The sequence below is a fragment of the Nocardia sp. NPDC001965 genome (genome assembly GCF_053594175.1).
The window spans coordinates 417217-435280 of the sequence record NZ_JBSFDZ010000002.1 but is presented as its reverse complement, the minus strand read 5'-3'; the positions used below and the strand labels follow the sequence as shown (position 1 = coordinate 435280).

The following is an 18064-nucleotide window of genomic DNA, read 5'->3' as shown; positions in this document are numbered from 1 at the left end:
CTGTGGGGGCCGTCACACATAAATACGGGGTGTGACCTGCATCTCTCCGCTTCGCGCGGCAGGTTCCGGTGGGGTTAACCGGCTGTTAAGCATCGAATTCTCGCCGATCCGGCGTTGACCTCTTAGCGGTAAGGAAGTAGAAATCTCTTGCAGCCAAGATGTTCGGCAACCGCGGTGGACCTCAGCCCGGTCGCCACCATCGTCCCGACAGGAGACGTTCATGACGACAATCCGCCTCGCGGCCGCGGCCCTGCTGGCCGGCTCCGCACTGGTCCTGAGCTCGTGTAGCGGTTCGGGCGAGCGCGCCGCCGCGGCCACCGACGGCACACTCGAGCAGACCGAGGTGTCGGTGGGCGTGCTTCCGCTGGCCGACTACGCGGCGGTGTACTGGGCGGACGAGAAAGGCTTCTTCGAGAAGGAGGGCCTCACCGTGAAGCTCGAGCCGATCCAGGGCGGGCCCATCGGTATCCAGAAGGCCGCCTCCGGAGAACTCGACTTCAGCATCGCCAACTCGATCTCCTCGGCGATCGCCCAGTCCCGCAAGACACCGATCACCACAGTCGCGCATACCGCCTCGCTCGGCGACAGCAGCGGAATCCTCTATGTGAAACCGGATTCGCCGATCCGATCGCTCGCCGATATCGATGGTAAGACCGTCGGTGTGAACACCACCAACAACATCGGTGATGTCACCATCGCAAACCTGGCGGCCGACCAGGGCGTCGAAATCGAGCCGCGCTACGTCGAGGTGCCGTTCCCCGAGATGCTGCCGGGAGTGCAGGCCGGATCGATCGATGTCGGATACGCGCCCGAGCCGTTCTCCTCGGCCGCGCGCGGTGCCGGGATGCGGGAGATCGCCGACCTCACCACGGGTACCAACAACGCCCTGCCGGCATCGATCTTCGTCGCGGGTGACGATTTCGTGGCCGCGAACCCGGACACCACCGCGGCATTCGCGCGCGCGATCTACGCCGCCGGGGCCGATATCTCCGCCCACGAAACCGAATTCCGCAACTGGCTGCCGGGCGTCGCGAAGGTCCCCGCGGCGGTGGCCCAGCAGATGTCGCTGCCGATCTTCGCGTCGAGTATGGACCCGGCGAAGATGCAGTCCGTCGCCGATATGCTCGGCGCGCAGGGGCGGGTCCCCGCGGGCTTCGACGTCACCTCGCATCTCGTCACGCTCGAGGATTGATGATGAATCTCCTCCGTGAGCCGCTCGGCCGGAACCAGCGCATCGCCTACGGAATCGCAGGTGTGCTCGGGACAGCCGCGCTGACCGAAGTGGTCATCCGGACCGGCCTGATCTCCACACCCGGATTACCCGTTCCGAGCCGGGTGCTGGCCGAGACCGGCGCGCTGTTCGGCGATCAGACCTTCTGGCAGGAGGTCGGTTTCACCCTTCGCGAATGGATGCTCGGCCTGCTGATCGCCACCGTGGCCGGGATGGTGCTCGGTGGCCTGATGGGCGCCTTCGCGAAAGTGTTCCTCGCTTTCGAACTCCCGGTCGAGGTCTTCCGGGTGTTGCCGTCGGTGGCGCTGGGCCCGGTGCTGGTGCTGCTGCTCGGATCGGGAATGTTGCCGCTCTCGATCACGGTGGCTCTCGCCTGCATGTGGCCGATTCTGCTGAATACGCTGTACGGTGTCCGCGCCACCGACGCCACCGCAGTTCAGACGGCCCGGACCTTCGGTTTCTCGGGAATCGCGATCCTGCGCCGGATCAAGATTCCCAGCGCACTTCCGTTTGCGTTCACCGGAATCCGGATCGCGGCCTCGATCGGGCTCATCGTCGCGGTCAGCGCGGAACTGCTGATCGGCAACGGACAGGGGATCGGCGGCTACATCCTGCTCAACAGCGCGAACGCGACCAACCTCGACACGGTGTACGCCGCGACGCTGGTGGCCGGGGTCCTCGGCCTGGCGGTGAGTACGGCCTTCACCGCCCTAGACAACAAAGTGTTCGCATGGAAGAAGGGGCTGGCCCAGTGATGGTCGCATCGACCGACGACACCGGACTCGCCGCACCCGCGGTCCGGACGAGAGCCGAGCCCGCCGCCATCGGTCCGGCCGCGCGCACCCGCGGAGCGCTCGCACGCCTGCTGGGCAACACCGGAATCCGGTCGATCGTTCCGGTGCTGATCTTCGCCGGCTGGTGGGCGCTGTCGCAGTCCGAGGTCGGATCGCTGATCGTCGCGCCGCCGCTCGAGGCCTTCGGACGGGTCTTCACCGATTTCTTCAGCGGTGACGCCGCCCGCCTGTTCCTCGGCGACGCGACCTTCGACCACTTCTTCCCCAGCGTCTACCGGGCGATGGCGGGACTGCTGCTGGCGGTCGTGATCGGGGTGGCGCTGGGGGTGGCGCTGGGTATCGTTCCGGTCCTCACGGCACTGTTCCAGCCGCTGATCCACCTCGGGCGCTCGCTGCCCAGCCCGGCCCTGCTGGGGGTGTTCTTCTTCCTGTTCGGTACCGGGGACAGCCCGAAGATCTTCCTCATCGCGTTCTCCGTGGTCTGGCCGATCCTGTTCAATACGATCGACGGTGTCCAGAGCGTGGGAATCGGCCGGATGCAGGCGGCGGCGGTGTTCAAGATCTCGCCCCGCAATGTGCTGACCCATATCGTCCTGCCCGGTGCGGCGCCGAAGATCTTCGCCGGAGTACGGACCGCGATGTCGCTGTCGCTCATCATCATGATCATCTCCGAACTGCAGAAGGCGGAGAACGGCCTCGGATATCTGCTGATCCGGACCCAGCGCGATTTCGACTACACCGGATTCTGGTCCGTCCTGATCGTGCTGGCCGCACTCGGCGTCGCACTCAACTTCATCTTCGTGTTCGTCGAACGGCGGGCGTTGGCCTGGCACCGAGGAGTGACTCAGCAAAATGACTAGTACAGATGTGCCGACCACATCCGCGGAGCTGGTACTACGCGGTATCTCGAAATCGTACGGAACCAATCTCGCAGTCCGCGATATCACCGCCGACGCCCCGGCCGGAAAGGTCAGCGTGATCGTCGGACCCTCCGGCTGCGGCAAATCGACCCTGCTGCGGATCATCAGCGGACTCGATGTGCCGAGCACCGGCGCGGTCACCTTCGACGGGCGGCAGGTATCCGGTGTCCCCGACGGCCTGGCCATGGTGTTCCAGGACTACGCGCGCTCGCTCTTCCCGTGGATGCGAGTGGACCGCAATATCGCCTTCCCACTGGAGCAGCTGCCGCGAGCGGAGCGCGCCGCGCGGGTGCAGGAGGCCATCGACGCGGTCGGCCTGTCGGGTAAGGAGAAGCTGTATCCCTGGCAGATGTCGGGCGGTATGCAGCAGCGCGTCGCCATTGCCCGGGCGCTGGCCAGCCATCCGAAACTGTTGCTCATGGACGAGCCGTACGCGTCGGTCGACGCCCAGACCCGCGCCGAACTCGAAGATCTGCTGCTCTCGATCCAGGCGCGGCTGGGGATCACCGTCCTGGTCGTCACCCACGATATCGACGAGAGCGTCTACCTCGCCGATCACATCATCGTGCTGTCGAAGCCGCCGAGCGTGGTGGCCGAGACGATCGAGGTCGACCTGCCGCGCCCGCGCGACCACATCACCACCAAAACGGATCCACGCTTCGTCGAGATCCGCTCGCATGTGACGAGACTGCTGCGCGGTGAGGGCGTGGCAGCCGAGGGCGCGCGCGATTCGGTTGCGAGCAAGGCGCACTGATGCGGGCCACGGTCGACGGATCCGGAATCGTCGCGCAGAGCCAATCGGCTCTCGCGCCGTTCCGGCTCTACCGCCCCGAATCGGTCGCCGAGGTCGTGGCCGTGCTCGCGGCGGACCCGGCGGCGGTGATCGGCGCCGGATGCAGCGATCTCGTCGCCGGGATCCGGGAGGGTTGTGCGCCCGCGGCACTGGTGTCGCTGCGGAGAGTGGCGGGCCTGAAAGCGATCACGTACAACGACGGTGTGCTGCGCCTGGGATCGATGGTCACCCATCACGAGGGCGCGACGAGTCCGGCGGTGGCCGAAGCCGTTCCCGGGCTGGCGGCGGCGTGGTCGCGGATCGCCACGGTCCGTATCCGGTACACCGGTACGGTCGGCGGGAATCTGATGGCCCGGCGGTATCGCTACGAGATGCCGCTGCTGCTGGGTGCGCTCGGGGCGCGGTTGTCCTTCTCGGACGGCCGTGACCTCGGCCCCGGTGAGCTGTGGGCCGATGACACCACCGCCCTGCTCACCGAAATCGCGGTACCCACCGCTGATCTGGTGTGGTTCGGGTACGAGCGTTCGATGCGCCCGACCACGACAGTCGCTCTCGCGATCCGTCGTGCCGCCGGCACCACTCTGTCGGTGGTCGCCACTGTGGGATCGGAGTATCGGCAGGTCTGCTCGCTGTACACCGAAACGGAGGCGGTCTCGGCGGCCGATATCGACCCGGCCGCCACCGCCGCGGTGCTCGCCGGGCAACTGCCGGACGATATCGCCGACTACACCGGGTCCGCCGAGTATCGCCGGCATCTCGTCACCGTGCTGACCCGCAGGCTGCTCGGCGAAGCCGGCGCCACCCATCACCGTGAGGACCGATCGTATGCATGACCCCGATACCGATCCGGGCACAGATGACGCGGGCGTGCCCGCGAGCGTGCTGGCCACCTCGATCGAATTCGGTCTGAACGGCGAGAAGCGGCACTGCCGTATCGATTCGAGCTCGGTACTGCTCGATGTCCTGCGTGACGAATTCGGCTGCCGGGGCGTGCGGCGGTCGTGTGAGCGCGGTGTCTGCGGGGCCTGCACGGTACTGGTCGACGGTGTTCCGGTCGCATCCTGTTCGACATTCGCGTTCGCGGTCGAGGGCGCGTCCGTGGAAACCGTCGAGGGCCTGGCGGCCGGGGACGGAACGCTCTCGCCGCAGCAGCGGGCATTCGCAGATTGTGGCGGATACCAGTGTGGTTTCTGCACCTCCGGCATGCTCATGCTGACAACCGGGTTGTTGCGCCGGGAACCGCGGCCGGACCGCGGCACCATCCGCGAATGGATCAGTTCCAACACCTGCCGCTGTACCGGCTACGAGATGATCATGGAATCCGTCGAACGCGCGGCGGAGCTGACGGCCGCGCAGGACGGGGACAGCGAATGACGGCGGTAGCGGACCGGCCGGACAGCCGCGAACCGCGGATCGAAGCCCGCACCCACCTGGTGGACGACCGGGTACTCGGCGGGTACCGGATCCGGGAGTTGCCGACGGCCGCACCGGAACACCGGGTGATCGGCCGGGACGGCCCGCGAGCGGACGCGACGGCCAAGGTCACCGGCAAGGCCGTGTACGGTGCCGATATCGTGCGCCCGGGAATGTTGCACGCGAAAGTGCTGCGTAGCCCGCACCCGCACGCCCGCATCCTTTCCATCGACGCCGCGGCCGCACGGGCGCTTCCGGGTGTCACCGCGGTCGTCACCCAGGACGAGATCGCCGGGCTGCAGTGCTACGGGACGATGGTCAAGGACCAGCCGGTGGTGGCGACCGGCGTCGTCCGATACGTCGGTGACGTGGTGGCCGCGGTCGCCGCCGCCGACGAACGCACCGCGCTCGCGGCACTGGACCTGATCCGGGTCGAATACCAGGTGTTGCCGGCGGTGTTCACCGTCGACGCGGCACTCGCGGAATCGGCGCCGGTCATCCATCCCGACGAGCCGTTCGGGGTGATCCCGAAGTACGGGCAGGGCGCGTCGGCGTCGTTGCGCAGTGCGCCGAATGTGAGTTACGAGTTCCGCTACAGCACCGGTTCACCCCTGGTATGGGACAGTTGTGACCACGTCTTCGAGGACACTTTCCGGTTCTCGCGGATGAACCATATGCATCTCGAACCGTTCGTGACCGTCGCCGAGGCGAGCGCCGACGAGATCGAGCTGTGGACTTCGACGCAGTCGCCGTTCAACCTGCGCAAGGAGCTCTCGCGGGTTTTCGGGCTGCCGGAGAACCGGATCCGCGTCCATGTGCCGTTGCTCGGCGGCGGTTTCGGCGCGAAGAACGGGCCCAAGGCGGATCCGGTCGCGATCCGGCTCTCGCAGCTCAGCGGCGGGCGGCCGGTCCGGTTCTGTATGACCACCGAGGAAGTGTTCCTCACGGTGTCCCAGCACGCGGCGACGCTCGTCGTGAAATCGGGGGTGCGGGCCGACGGTACATTCGTGGCGCGGCAGTCGACGGTACTACTGAACGGCGGTGCCTATGCCGAGCACAGCCCCGCGGTCGCGGAGAAGGCCGGGTACCGGATGCCCGGTGCCTACCGCTGGCAGCACATCGATTCGGTGTGCCGGGTCGTCACCACCAATACCGTCCCGGCCGGGGCCTACCGCGGATTCGGCGGCACCCAGGCGACGTGGGCCAGTGAGCGGCAGGTCGACCTGATCGCGGAGCGGCTCGGACTGGACCCCTACGAACTGCGGGTGCGCAATCTCAAGGCGCTCGGTGAGGAGTTCGTACCGGGTGAGTCCGGCATCGACTCCGATCTGGTGGCGGGAATGCGGGTGGTGGCCGACGCGATCGGCTATCACGGGCGCACCCGGACAGCGAACCGGGGAATGGGCGTATCGGTCGGCGTCAAAGACGGCGGCGGTATCAACAAACCGGCGTCGGCACGCGTGAAGGTCACCACGCGGGGCGATGTCCTGCTGAACTGCGCGCTCACCGAAATGGGCCAGGGCGGGCACTCGGCGATGGCGCAGTTGGTCGCCGAGGTGCTGCGCTGCGATCCGGCCCGGGTGGCCTATGCGCGTATCGACACCGACAACACACCGTTCGACCAGGGCACCAACGCGTCCTCGGGCGTGGCGGTGATGGGGCAGGCGGTGCGTACGGCGGCGGAGAAGCTCCGCGACGAGGTACTGGACTGGGCCGGGACACAACTCGGCGTCGAACCGGCCGGGCTGGAACTGGTGGACTGGCACGTACACACTGTCGACGGGACCGCGCACGACCTGTTCCCGATGATCATGGACGTTTTCGGGAACACCGGATTCGAGTTCTCCGCCGACGGCTTCTACAAGGCCCGTAACGATCACCGTGCGCCGCTGGAGGCACCGTGCGTGTTCTGGGAGATCGGCTGGGCCGCAGCAGAAGTGGAGGTCGATCCCGAGACGGGACGGATCACCGTGTTGCAGCTGGCGGTGAGCGGTGACGCGGGCAAGGTGATCAACAAGATCGCGTGTCGCGGTCAGGACGAGGGAGCGGCGGTGTTCGGATTGGGGCAGGCATTGTTCGAGGAACTCCGGTACGACGCCGGTGGTGAACTGCTCAACGCCGAAGCGCTGCTCTACCGGGTGCCGCTCGCCGAGGATGTCCCGGAACGTTTCGTCTCGATCACCCAGGAGCAGGGCCACGGTGCCGGACCGTTCGGCAGCAAGGGTATGGGGGAGGGCGGAATGCTCCCCGTCGCCAGCGCCATCGCCCAGGCCGTCGCCGACGCGGTGGGCGCGCAGATCACCGAACTCCCGCTGTCTCCGCAGCGGGTCTACGAGGCGATCGCCGCGCGCGGGGCCGAGGTGACGCGATGAGGCGGGAACTCCGCGCGCACAACGGTCTGCGCCGACAGCGTTCCAGTCTCGCTCAGAACGCGACGACCCCGGCGGACAGCGGGACACGTTCCGCGGCCGCGGTGATCGGCAGCCGGGCTCCGGCGCGGGTATGCGTCCTCGGGTACGGGAGTATCGGCGCGGTGGTGGCCGAGCGGCTCCATCGCGGGGCGGTACCCGGTGCCGAACTGGCTGGGATCGTCACCCGCTCGCCGGTCGCCGATCTTCCCGCGCCCGCACTCGTCCTCGCGGACGCGCTCGAGATCGCCGATGTGGTGGTCGAATGCGCGTCGCAGGAGGCGGTCCGGGAGGTCGCCGAGCGGGTGGTCGACGCGGGCTGTGATCTGCTCGTGTCGTCGGTGGGGGCGCTCTCGGATCTCGCGTTCGCGCAACGGATCGCGAGTCGCGGCCCGGGGCGAGTGGTGTGCACGCACGGCGCGGTCGGCGGCCTCGACCTGCTCGCGGCCGCCCGGGACGCGGCGCCCTTCGACCGGGTGCTCGTCCGGTCGACGAAATCGCCCGGGTCGCTGGTGCAGCCGTGGATGGACCCGGCGCAGCGGGACCGGATCGGCACCACCACCACGCGGCTGCGGGTTTTCGCGGGGAGTCCGGCCGAGGCGGCGCGACTGTTCCCGAAATCGCTCAATGTCGCCGCCGCGGTGAGTTTCGCGGTGCGCGACTGGGAGACGGTATCGGTCGAGTTGTACGCCGATCCCGACGCGGCGCTGACCTGTCACGAGATAGAGGCTTCGGGTCCGATCGGCAGGTATTCGATCACGATCGAGAATCTGCCGAGTGCGGATAATCCGCGTACCAGCGCGGTGGTGCCGTACTCGATCCTGCGGACGCTGGCGCAGCTGACCGCCTGTCCGAATCTCATTGCCTGATCGGCCCGCCCGACCTCACGACGAATACTCGAAGGGGCCCGGACCGGGCCGGTTACGACAAGTTAACGCAGACATCTTGACGGTAAGTATCTTTTAGCTCAGACTCTTTTACCGGAGGGATTCGGAGCTCGAACCGCCCCGGACAGCGCTGCGACTACAGGGAACGGATGAAGACTCCGATGGACTCACAGAGCAGCACGAGCACTCGTTCGCCGCAGCCGGCGAACGGGATCGCCGCGCTCGGGCCGCACGCTCCGGGCGTGGCCGCCGACGCCGCGGATCTCGAACGTGCGTGGGCGGCGGTTCCCGATACGGCCGACGAGATCTATGTGGCCGGCCGGTGGACACGCGGCTCGGGCACGGTCATCGAATCCGTCGACCCGGCGACGGGCCGGGTCTTCGCCCGGCTGCACGGCGCTGTCGCCGGTGATGTCGACCTGGCCGTCGACGGTGGTCTCCGCGCTGTCGCGAGTTCCGGCTGGGCCGCGCTGCTACCGCACGAGCGCGCGGCCGTCCTGTACCGGATCGGCAACGCGATCGAAGCACACACCGACCGCATCGCCGCCCTGCAAACCATCGACACCGGAAAAACACTCGGCGAAACCGCCGCCCTCGCCCGCAGCGCCGCCGGGACCTTCCGGTTCATGGCGTCGGCCCTCGAGACGATGGAGGAGACGATCACCCCCAGGCGGGGGCCGTTCCTCACCTTCGCGACCCACGAGCCGATGGGCGTCGTCGGCGCCATCACCCCGTGGAACTCACCGATCGCCTCGGACGCGCAGAAGATCGCCCCGGCCCTCGCGGCGGGTAACGCGGTCGTCGCCAAACCACCGGTATGGGCACCGTGGGTGACCCTGCTGCTGGCCCGGCTGGCGGACGAGGCGGGCCTGCCGGCCGGTCTGCTGTCGGTCCTGCCCGGCCCGGGCCGGACCGTCGGGGACGCGCTGGCCCGGCATCCGGGAATCGGCAAGATCTCGTTCACCGGCGGTACCGGCACCGGTCGCGCGCTGGCTCATGTGGCCGCCGAGAAGCTGATGCCGATCACCCTCGAACTCGGCGGCAAATCGCCCACGATCGTCTACGCCGACGCCGACCTCGATCAGGCACTGGCCGGCGTTCTGTACGGCATCTTCTCCTCGTCGGGGCAGAGCTGTATCGCGGGATCGCGGGTCTTCGTACAGCGCGCGATATACGACGAATTCGTCGACCGCCTGGTGGCGGCCACCACCGCACTGCGGGTGGGCCCGGGCACCGACCCGCGAACCCAGGTGGCGCCCATGGTCACCCATGAGCACCGGGACGGGGTCGCGGCGACAGTCGACGACGCGGTACGCGCGGGTGCGACGGTGTTGTGCGGCGGTGCCGTCCCCGCGGATCCCGCACTGGCCGACGGCGCGTACTACCTGCCCACCGTGCTCACCGGCGTACCGAACAGCGCGACGGTCTGCCAGGAGGAGATCTTCGGTCCCGTGGCCGTCGTCCTCCCGTTCGAGGACGAGGCCGATGTCGTCGCCCAGGCCGACGACACGGTATTCGGTCTGGCCTGCGGGATCTGGACCTCGGACTACCGGCGCGCCTGGCGGACCGCCCGCGCCGTCCAGGCCGGAACGGTGTGGATCAACACCTATAAGCAGTTCAGCATCTCGACTCCCTTCAGCGGGCTGAAGGACAGCGGGATCGGCACCGAGAAGGGCCGCGACGGAATCCGGTCCTACATGAACCAGAAGAGCATCTACCTCGACGTGTCCGGGCAGCCGCTGCCCTGGGCGGGTCGGTGAGAAGGGAGCACCATGAGCGCTCATCCCTACAGCCCGGCCTTCGGTATCGCCGGTTTCGGATTCGTCTCCGGCGCATTGTCGGTGGACGAGCACGGTATCGCGGTCCCCGGCCGCCGGGCGGCTCTCGAAGCGGCGATGGCCCGGCTCGGCGAACGCCTCTCGACCATCGATATGACGCTCGAGAACGTCGTGAAGACCACGTATTTCGTCACCGACGTCGCGCTGCGCGACGAAGCGAACCGGCACTACGAGGCAGTGTTCGCCGAGCCGCGCCCGGCCCGGTCGTTCGTCGAGGTCGCCGCGCTGCCCTATGGCGCGACTGTCGAGATCGAGGCCATCGCCCACCGCGGGTAACGCACCCGCGCCCCACGGATCACCCACAGAGGAAGGCACACATCATGTCCAGCACCGAAAAGACCGGCGTCGACCTCGACGCCCTGATCGACTCCTGCATCGCCGCCGCGGATACCCGCTACGAGGACTGGGACACCCTCGGGTTCCAGGCGGCCAAGGGCGGCGACCGGTTCAAGCGGGCCCAGATCCGCTACATCGGCTCGGGTGCCACCGGTAACCACGACACCGACAACAACATCATCAAGGCCGATCACTTCACCTTCTCCAATATGCGGCTGCCCGCGGGCGCGGTCGGCCCCGAGCACACCCACCACGATGTCGAAGAGGTCTTCTACGTTCTCGAAGGCGAAATCGAGGTCGCCGTCCACGATGTCGAGGACGGGACGAAGAAGGCGGTGCGCACGCTCGGCTACCGCGATCTGATCCGCGTACCCGCCGGGGTACCGCGCAGCCTCGCGAACGTCTCCGATGCCGACGCGCTGTTCTGCGTCATCATCGGCACCCCCAAACCGCAGCTGCCCACCTACCCACCCAGCTCCGAGATGTTCGGCGTCACTCGCTGATCGAGCACCGGAAGAAGTACGAGGAGGGCCCGATGGACGAGCCGATGAGGCGGACGCTGCGCGTCCAGCAGAAGACCTGGGAGGCCGACGGCGTCATCAGCGTGACGCTGGTCGATCCGGGCGGTGCCGAGCTGCCCATCTGGGAGCCCGGCGCCCATCTCGCGCTGCGGCTGCCCAACGGGCTCGTCCGGGAGTATTCGCTGTGCTCCGACCCCGCGGACCGGTCCCGGTGGACCGTGGCGGTACTGCGCAAACCGGATTCGCGGGGTGGCAGCACCCATATCCACGACCTGCTGCCGGTCGGCAGCCTCCTCGAGGTCGAGGGGCCCCGCCAGAACTTCGCGCTCGACACCGCGGCCCGCCACATCCTGGTCGCGGGCGGGATCGGGATCACCCCGATCCTGTCCATGGTGCGCGCGCTGCACCGCGACGGCGCGGACTGGACGCTGCTCTACACCGGACGATCCCGGTCGACGATGGCGTTTCTCGAGGAGATCGGCGCACTGCCCGCCGACCGCGTGACGATCCACGCGGACGACGCGGCAGCGGGCCGGTTTCCCGATATCGCCGGGCTGCTCGGCGATATCGACAGCGATACGGTCGCCTACTGTTGCGGTCCCGAATCGCTGATGACCGCCTGCTCCGACGCGCTGGCCGATCCCGGGCAGTTGCGTATCGAGCGGTTCAAGGCACCCGAACCGGTCACCACCGGAACCGATACCGCCTTCGACGTGGTCCTCGCCGGCAGCGGGCAGCGAATCCCGGTCGCCCCCGACGTTTCGGTCCTGAGCGCACTGCAGAACGCCGGTGTGCCGGTGCAGAGTTCGTGCACGGAAGGAATCTGCGGGACCTGCGAGGTCGGCGTCGTCAAAGGCGATGTCGAGCATCGCGACTTCCTGCTCTCGCCCGAGGAACAGCAGACGGGCGGCACCATGTTCGTCTGCGTTTCCCGCTGCCGCTCCGCCGAACTCGTCCTCGACCTGTAACCGGCCACCCTCGACAGAAAGGTCGATCATGCGTTTCTCCGGAACACCGGTCTGTACTCTGCGGGCCTTGCGGTCGGTATCGGTCACCGTCCCCGATCCGGCCCGATCCCGCGATTTCTATCACGAAGCCTGGGGGCTGAGCACCGTCGACGAAGACGGTGACACCTTCTGGCTGCGTGCCACGGGTACCGAGCACCATGTCCTGCAACTGCGCGCCGGTTCCGGAAACGCACTGGACCGCATCTCGTTCGCGGTCGGGACGCCGCGTGAGGTCGACGACGCCGCCCGGGCACTGCAGAAGCTCGGCGTCCCGCTGCTGCGCGAACCCGGCGCGCTCGACGACGCGGGCGGCGGTTACGGCCTGCAACTCGTCGATCCCGAAGGGCGCTGCCTGGAGCTGTCCGCGGATACCTTCGCGGTCTCGGCACAGGAACCCGCCGGCCGCCGCGCGATCCCCCGCAAACTCGCGCATGTCGTGCTCAACACCAGCGATATCGATCGCACCGCGGACTTCTACACCCAGGTGCTCGGCATGCGGATCTCGGACTGGTCCGAACACCAGATGACCTTCCTACGGTGCAATTCCGACCACCATGTCATCGCCCTGAACCAGGCCGACTTCCCGTCGATCAACCATGTGGCCTACGAGATGGAGAGCCTCGACCATTTCATGCGGGGGCTCGGCAGCCTCAAACGCAGCGGTATCGTCCCGCAGTGGGGCCCCGGCCGGCACGGACCGGGCGACAACACCTTCTCCTATTTCACCGATCCGGCCGGACTGGTCTGCGAGTACACCTCCGAGGTGGCCCAGGTCGACGAGGACCGATGGCTGTGCCGGACCTGGAAGCGCACCCCCGAACTCTCCGACCAGTGGGGTACGGCGGGTCCGCCGACGACCACGGTCCGGGCGGCGATGGCCGGAGTGCCCGACCTCGGGCACCGCGGCCGGGTCACCCCGGGGAACCACGACTACTTCTACGGGGGTCTCTGAGATGCGGAGGACGCAGCCGTGACCGTCCCGGCCGAGTCGGCCGCCGAGGTGAACCGGTGGGTTTCGGCGCGGGGGATCTCGCTCGAGGTCCGCGGCGCCGGCGACCCGGTGCTGCTCCTGCACGGTATCGGCGGAAATGCCGCCACCTGCGGTGCGCTGGCCGAGCGGTTGAGCGCACAGGGATATCGGACATACTGCTGGGACGCACCGGGATACGGGCTGTCCGCCGATCCGGCGCCGGGCGCGGACGAAAACTACGACCATTCGCGAGTGGTCACGGAACTGATCGCCGAGCTCCGGGACGGGCCGGTACATCTTGTCGGCACATCGTGGGGCGGAGTGATAGCGACCGCGGTCGCCGCCGCGGATCCGGGGTCGGTCCGTTCCCTGGTACTGGCCGACAGCACCCGCGGCTCGGGGGTGAACCGGGAACGGGCGCAGGGGATGCGGGCCCGGATCGAGGAACTGCGCGAGCTCGGCGCCCCGGCCTTCGCGGCGGCCCGGGCGGGACGGCTGGTCTCGCCCGGCTGCAGCGCCGAGCTCGCGAGCGCGGTGGAAGCCGAGATGTCCCGCGTCCGCCTGTCCGGCTACACCGCCGCCGCCGAATTCATGGCCCGCACCGATACCGGGCCGAGCCTGGCCGGCCTGGCGGCACCGACGCTGGTGCTGGTCGGGGCGGACGACACCGTCACCGGCGTGGACGAATCCCGGTTGCTCGCCGAGGCGATCCCCGGGGCGCGCTTCGGGATGATCTCGGGCGCGGGTCATGCCGCTGTACAGGAGAAGCCGGCCGAGACGGCCGCGCACATCCTGCGGTTCTGGAAGGAGCTCGACCGATGAGCAGACTGATCGTGGTCACCGGGGCGGGGCGGGGCCTGGGTTTCGCCATCGCCGAGCGACTGGCCGCCGCGGGCGACCGGGTCGTCATCGCGGAGATGCGCGCCGAGCTGGCCGACAGCGCACAGCGATCACTGCGGAACAAGGGTTACGACGTCACCTCGGTGGTCACCGATATCGCCGACCGCGATTCGGTGACCGCCCTGGCGCGCGAGGTGGAAGCCCTGGGCGGTGCCGACGGCCTCGTCAACAACGCGGCCCTCGCCGACGGCGTCGGCGGCGACACCTTCTGGGAACTCGATGAGGGGTTCTTCCAGAAGGTGATCACCGTCAACGCGTACGGGACCTGGCTGGTCAGCAAACACCTGTTCGCCCAACTGACCCGGCGTGGCTCCGGCGCCATCGTGAACATCGCCTCCGACGCCGCCCTCTACGGCTCGCCGCGCCTGGTGCACTATGTCGCCTCCAAGGGGGCGGTGCTGGCGATGACCCGCACCATGGCGCGTGACGGCGGCCCGCACGGGCTACGGGTCAACGCCGTCGCACCCGGCCTCACCCGCGTCGAGGCGACGGCCACGGTGCCGGCGTCGCGCTATCGGCTGTACGCCGACAACCAGGTCCTGGACCGCGAACAGACCCCGGACGATGTCGCGGGCACAGTGCAGTTCCTGCTCTCGGACGCGGCGAGCTATCTGACCGGCCAGACCCTGGTGGTCGACGGCGGCTTCGTCATGCACTGACCGCCACTCCGGCCACCGAAACCTTCCCCGCACAAGGAGACCGACCCCCGATGGATCTGCAACTCACCGACCGCACCGTGGTCGTCACCGGCGCGAGTTCCGGCGTCGGGCTGGCGACGGTCGCGATGCTGCTCGCCGAGGGCGCCCGGATCGCCGCCTGCGCTCGTGATCTGGACCGGTTGCGCGCCGCGATCGACTCGCTCGGCGATATCGATCCTGCCCGGATCCAGCTCGCCGCCTGCGATGTCACCGACCGAGCCGCGGTCGAATCCTTCATCGGCGCCGCCGTGGAACGTTTCGGCGGTATCGAGGGACTGGTGTGCAATGCGGGACGCTCGCTCATGGCGCCACTGTCGGAGACCACCGATGAACAGATCCGCGCGGAATTCGACCTGAAGATCTTCGGCTCCTGGAACCTGGTGCGAGCGGCCCGCGGCCCGCTCGCGGCCGCCGACCGCGGCGCCGTCGTCAACGTCAACGCGATCCTGTCCCGCCAGCCGGAGCCCCGCCTCGCCGTCACCTCGGCGGCGCGGGCCGCATTGCTCAACCTGACCCACTCCATGGCCGAGGATCTCGCCGCCGACGGGACCCGGGTGAATTCGGTACTGCTCGGGCTCGTCGACACCGGCCAATGGCGCCGCCGCTTCGAGGCATCCGGGACCGCGCTCGACTACGACGCGTGGAGCGCGGAGATCGCCGCCGACCGCGGTATCGCGCTGGGCCGCTTCGGTACCGCGGAGGAGGTCGCGTTCCCCATCGTCACCCTGCTCTCGCCGTTGAGCGGCTACACCACCGGTTCCAGCGTCGACGTCGGCGGTGGCGTCGGCCGCTACATCTGACCATCAGCCCGGCCCGGCTATCCGCCGATCCCAGATCTCTTCCGGAGGAACCACCATGACGACCACCGACAGCCCCGGCGCGAAGGAGCCCACCGGGGGCGATGTGCTCGTCGCCGTCATGCGCAGGCACGGTATCGATACCGCCTTCGGCGTGATCAGCATCCACAACCTGCCACTCGTCGAAGCGGTGGCGCGCGACCTGAAGTTCGTGGAGGTGCGTCACGAAGCGGCGGCGGTCAATGCCGCCGACGGATACGCGCGCGCGACCGGGAAGATCGGTGTCGCGATCACCAGTACCGGGACCGGTGCCGGTAATGCCGCGGGTTCGATGCTCGAGGCGCTGACCGCGGGGAGCCGGGTGCTGCATGTGACCGGTCAGATCGAGAGCGAATACCTGGGGTCCGGTGGGTCGACGCGCGGCGTCATCCACGAGGTGCCCAAACAGCTGCAGATGCTCGACGCCGTTTCCCGCTACGCGGCCGCTGTCGAACGCGCGGAAGATGTGGAAGCGGATCTCGAGACCGCCATCGCCCATATCCTGGCCGCCCCGCAGGGTCCGGCCAGCGTCGAATGGCCCTCGGATCTGCAATATCTGGCGCGCCCGGCCGACCAGCGGGCCTACGACCCTCCGGCTTTCGAAGCTCCGGCACCGGACCGCGCCACGATCGCCGAGGCCGTCGCGTTGCTGGCGGCGGCCGAACGTCCCCTGCTCTGGGTGGGTGGCGGCGCGGCCGGGGCGAAGGCGGAACTGACCGCTCTGCTCCACACGCTCGGCGCGGGCCTGCTGACCAGTAATTCGGGCCGGGCGATCGTGCCCGAGGACGACCCGTTGGTGATCGGGAATTTCGCGACGGCACCGGAGGTCGCGCCGCTGCTGGCGGATGCCGATCTGCTGCTGTCGATCGGTACGCATTTCCGCTCCAACGAGACCAAGAGCTACCACCTGCGGTTGCCCGACACCCAGATCCAGATCGATGTGGACCCGGCGGCGATCGGCCGGGTCTATCCGGCGAAGGCCGGCATCGTAGGTGACGCCGCGACCACCCTGGCCGCGATCAACGAAGGTTTGACGAGCACCTCGGTGGACCCTGGATGGTCCGCCCGGGTGACCGACACCAGAACGGCGGTCCGAGCCGCGCTCACAGCGTATATCGGGGGCTACGCCGAGATCTGCGAGGCGATGCGGTCGGTACTGCCGCGCGAATCGGTGGTGGCGCGCGATGTGACGATCCCCTCCAGCCAGTGGGGCAACCGGCTACTGCCTCTCTACGAGCGTGAGACCAATATCTTCCCGCTCGGCGGTGGGATCGGCCAGGGGCTGGCCATGGGGATCGGCGCCGCGCTCGGCCGCCCCGAGGTCCCCACCGCCGTGATCGCCGGTGACGGCGGTCTCGCCGTACATCTCGGCGAACTGGCCTCGCTCGCCGGCAGCGGCGCCTGGTGTGTTGTGGTGGTGTTCAACGACGGCGGTTACGGCGTGCTGCGGAATATGCAGGCGGCCAACGGTTTCGATCGCTCGGGCGTCGACCTCTTCACGCCGCGCTTCGATCTGCTCGCCGCCGCGCTCGATATGCCCTACACCCTGGTCCAGGGTCCGGGGCGTTTCGCGAAGGCGTTCGCGGACGCAGTCGCGACGCGCGGTCCCGCGATCGTCGAGGTCGATGTCGCGGCGGTCGAACCCCCACCCGGCCCGTTCACCCCGCCGGTGCACATCCCGGTTCGGGAGGGCTGATCCGATGACCTCCGACGAACGGTACGACGACACCCCGGCGCATCCGCTGGTCTGCCTGCACGCCGGACCGGACCCGGCCCACTGGTTCGCCGATCAGGTCACGGCGCTCGGCGCGATCGCGTTCCGGTCCCGCGCGCTGGACCCGGCCGACCCGGCGGCCGTCGAGGCGTGGGTGCACGAGGTCGGCGACGCCGTCACGGCCCTCGGCCACAACCGGGTGCATCTGTTGGCCACCGGCGCCACCGCCTACGGGGCCGTCGCGCTCGCCGCCCGGCGCCCCGAGCTCGTCACCAGCCTCGTGCTCGGCGACCCGGAGGTCGCGCCGGACGTGCCCGGGTACCGCGAGCTCCTGGCCCGAGTGGCCGCACCGAGCCTGGTGATCGCCTCGGTACCCGACGGGCACATGGATATCGCTACCGCCCAGAGCATCGCAGGTGGCATCGACAACGGGGTGTTCGTCGTCATCGACGGCGGCACTATCCCGGCCCACCGCGAACGCGCCGCCTCGTTCAACGAATGGGTCACCGCGTTCACCGTCATCGCCGAAGGTCTCGATGCCGTGGCATCGCAGCGACAGGAGAAAACCAATGCCTGAAACACCCGCGCACTACCTCGAACCCAACCAGACACACCCTGAACCGATCAGCCCGTACGAGACCAAGCTGTCCGGTTCGATCATGGAGGTTTTCGGCCGGGGCACCCACGATCTGCCCGGACTGATCGCGGGACTGAACGAGCTGGGATTGCACGCTCCCGACGGGCAGGCCTGGAACGAGGACAATTTCCGCGCCGAGATGCGACGACTGGGAGCCTGAG

The 18064-nt window shown here is 68.5% G+C and carries 19 protein-coding genes; all 19 read left to right on the top strand.

The window, feature by feature from the left end; translation table 11 throughout:
• Positions 1-220: 220 nt before the first annotated feature.
• The 19 genes from ACWCPQ_RS05890 to ACWCPQ_RS05800 all read left to right on the top strand — a co-directional run bounded on the left by ACWCPQ_RS05890 (position 221) and on the right by ACWCPQ_RS05800 (position 18063).
• Positions 221-1192 carry an ABC transporter substrate-binding protein gene (locus ACWCPQ_RS05890; RefSeq protein ID WP_449895256.1) on the top strand — a complete coding sequence of 324 codons (972 nt, stop codon included), beginning with the start codon at positions 221-223 and terminating at the stop codon, positions 1190-1192.
• A complete protein-coding gene (locus ACWCPQ_RS05885; protein ID WP_449895253.1) occupies positions 1192-1986 on the top strand; it encodes an ABC transporter permease in 795 nt (264 codons plus the stop codon). Before ACWCPQ_RS05890 ends, ACWCPQ_RS05885 begins: the two co-directional genes overlap by 1 nt.
• Positions 1986-2885 carry an ABC transporter permease gene (locus ACWCPQ_RS05880; protein WP_449895251.1) on the top strand — a complete coding sequence of 300 codons (900 nt, stop codon included), beginning with the start codon at positions 1986-1988 and terminating at the stop codon, positions 2883-2885. Before ACWCPQ_RS05885 ends, ACWCPQ_RS05880 begins: the two co-directional genes overlap by 1 nt.
• On the top strand, positions 2878-3699 hold the full coding sequence (locus tag ACWCPQ_RS05875; protein ID WP_449895249.1) for an ABC transporter ATP-binding protein: 822 nt from the start codon (positions 2878-2880) through the stop codon (positions 3697-3699). The genes ACWCPQ_RS05880 and ACWCPQ_RS05875 overlap by 8 nt, the downstream gene beginning before the upstream one ends.
• A complete protein-coding gene (locus ACWCPQ_RS05870; RefSeq protein ID WP_449895246.1) occupies positions 3699-4571 on the top strand; it encodes an FAD binding domain-containing protein in 873 nt (290 codons plus the stop codon). Before ACWCPQ_RS05875 ends, ACWCPQ_RS05870 begins: the two co-directional genes overlap by 1 nt.
• A complete protein-coding gene (locus tag ACWCPQ_RS05865; protein WP_449895244.1) occupies positions 4564-5112 on the top strand; it encodes a (2Fe-2S)-binding protein in 549 nt (182 codons plus the stop codon). Before ACWCPQ_RS05870 ends, ACWCPQ_RS05865 begins: the two co-directional genes overlap by 8 nt.
• The gene (locus ACWCPQ_RS05860) at positions 5109-7523 is read left to right on the top strand and encodes a xanthine dehydrogenase family protein molybdopterin-binding subunit (RefSeq protein WP_449895241.1); all 2415 of its coding nucleotides are present in this window, start codon (positions 5109-5111) and stop codon (positions 7521-7523) included. The genes ACWCPQ_RS05865 and ACWCPQ_RS05860 overlap by 4 nt, the downstream gene beginning before the upstream one ends.
• Positions 7520-8428, top strand: coding sequence for an aspartate dehydrogenase domain-containing protein (locus ACWCPQ_RS05855; protein WP_449895238.1), 909 nt, complete (start codon positions 7520-7522; stop codon positions 8426-8428). Before ACWCPQ_RS05860 ends, ACWCPQ_RS05855 begins: the two co-directional genes overlap by 4 nt.
• A 179-nt stretch (positions 8429-8607) precedes the next feature.
• Positions 8608-10206 carry an aldehyde dehydrogenase gene (locus ACWCPQ_RS05850; RefSeq protein WP_449895235.1) on the top strand — a complete coding sequence of 533 codons (1599 nt, stop codon included), beginning with the start codon at positions 8608-8610 and terminating at the stop codon, positions 10204-10206.
• Positions 10207-10218: 12 nt separating this feature from the next.
• Positions 10219-10560, top strand: coding sequence for a RidA family protein (locus ACWCPQ_RS05845; RefSeq protein WP_449895233.1), 342 nt, complete (start codon positions 10219-10221; stop codon positions 10558-10560).
• A gap of 44 nt (positions 10561-10604) precedes the next feature.
• On the top strand, positions 10605-11123 hold the full coding sequence (locus ACWCPQ_RS05840) for a cupin domain-containing protein (RefSeq protein ID WP_357047409.1): 519 nt from the start codon (positions 10605-10607) through the stop codon (positions 11121-11123).
• A 32-nt stretch (positions 11124-11155) separates the two neighbouring features.
• Complete coding sequence (locus ACWCPQ_RS05835) at positions 11156-12109, top strand: PDR/VanB family oxidoreductase (RefSeq protein ID WP_449895230.1); 954 nt, start codon at positions 11156-11158, stop codon at positions 12107-12109.
• Positions 12110-12137: 28 nt separating this feature from the next.
• Positions 12138-13100, top strand: a complete 963-nt coding sequence (locus ACWCPQ_RS05830) for a VOC family protein (protein ID WP_449895227.1) — start codon at positions 12138-12140, stop codon at positions 13098-13100.
• Positions 13101-13118: 18 nt separating this feature from the next.
• Positions 13119-13940, top strand: a complete 822-nt coding sequence (locus ACWCPQ_RS05825; RefSeq protein ID WP_449895225.1) for an alpha/beta fold hydrolase — start codon at positions 13119-13121, stop codon at positions 13938-13940.
• On the top strand, positions 13937-14677 hold the full coding sequence (locus ACWCPQ_RS05820) for a 3-oxoacyl-ACP reductase family protein (protein ID WP_449895223.1): 741 nt from the start codon (positions 13937-13939) through the stop codon (positions 14675-14677). Before ACWCPQ_RS05825 ends, ACWCPQ_RS05820 begins: the two co-directional genes overlap by 4 nt.
• Before the next feature lie 50 nt (positions 14678-14727).
• Positions 14728-15516 (top strand): SDR family oxidoreductase, encoded by a 789-nt coding sequence (locus tag ACWCPQ_RS05815; protein WP_449895221.1) that lies wholly within the window; start codon positions 14728-14730, stop codon positions 15514-15516.
• A gap of 55 nt (positions 15517-15571) precedes the next feature.
• Positions 15572-17248, top strand: a complete 1677-nt coding sequence (locus tag ACWCPQ_RS05810) for a thiamine pyrophosphate-binding protein (RefSeq protein ID WP_449895218.1) — start codon at positions 15572-15574, stop codon at positions 17246-17248.
• 4 nt (positions 17249-17252) lie between these two features.
• A complete protein-coding gene (locus tag ACWCPQ_RS05805) occupies positions 17253-17843 on the top strand; it encodes an alpha/beta fold hydrolase (protein WP_449895217.1) in 591 nt (196 codons plus the stop codon).
• Positions 17836-18063, top strand: coding sequence for a recombinase-like helix-turn-helix domain-containing protein (locus ACWCPQ_RS05800; RefSeq protein ID WP_449895215.1), 228 nt, complete (start codon positions 17836-17838; stop codon positions 18061-18063). The genes ACWCPQ_RS05805 and ACWCPQ_RS05800 overlap by 8 nt, the downstream gene beginning before the upstream one ends.
• Position 18064: the final 1 nt, after the last annotated feature.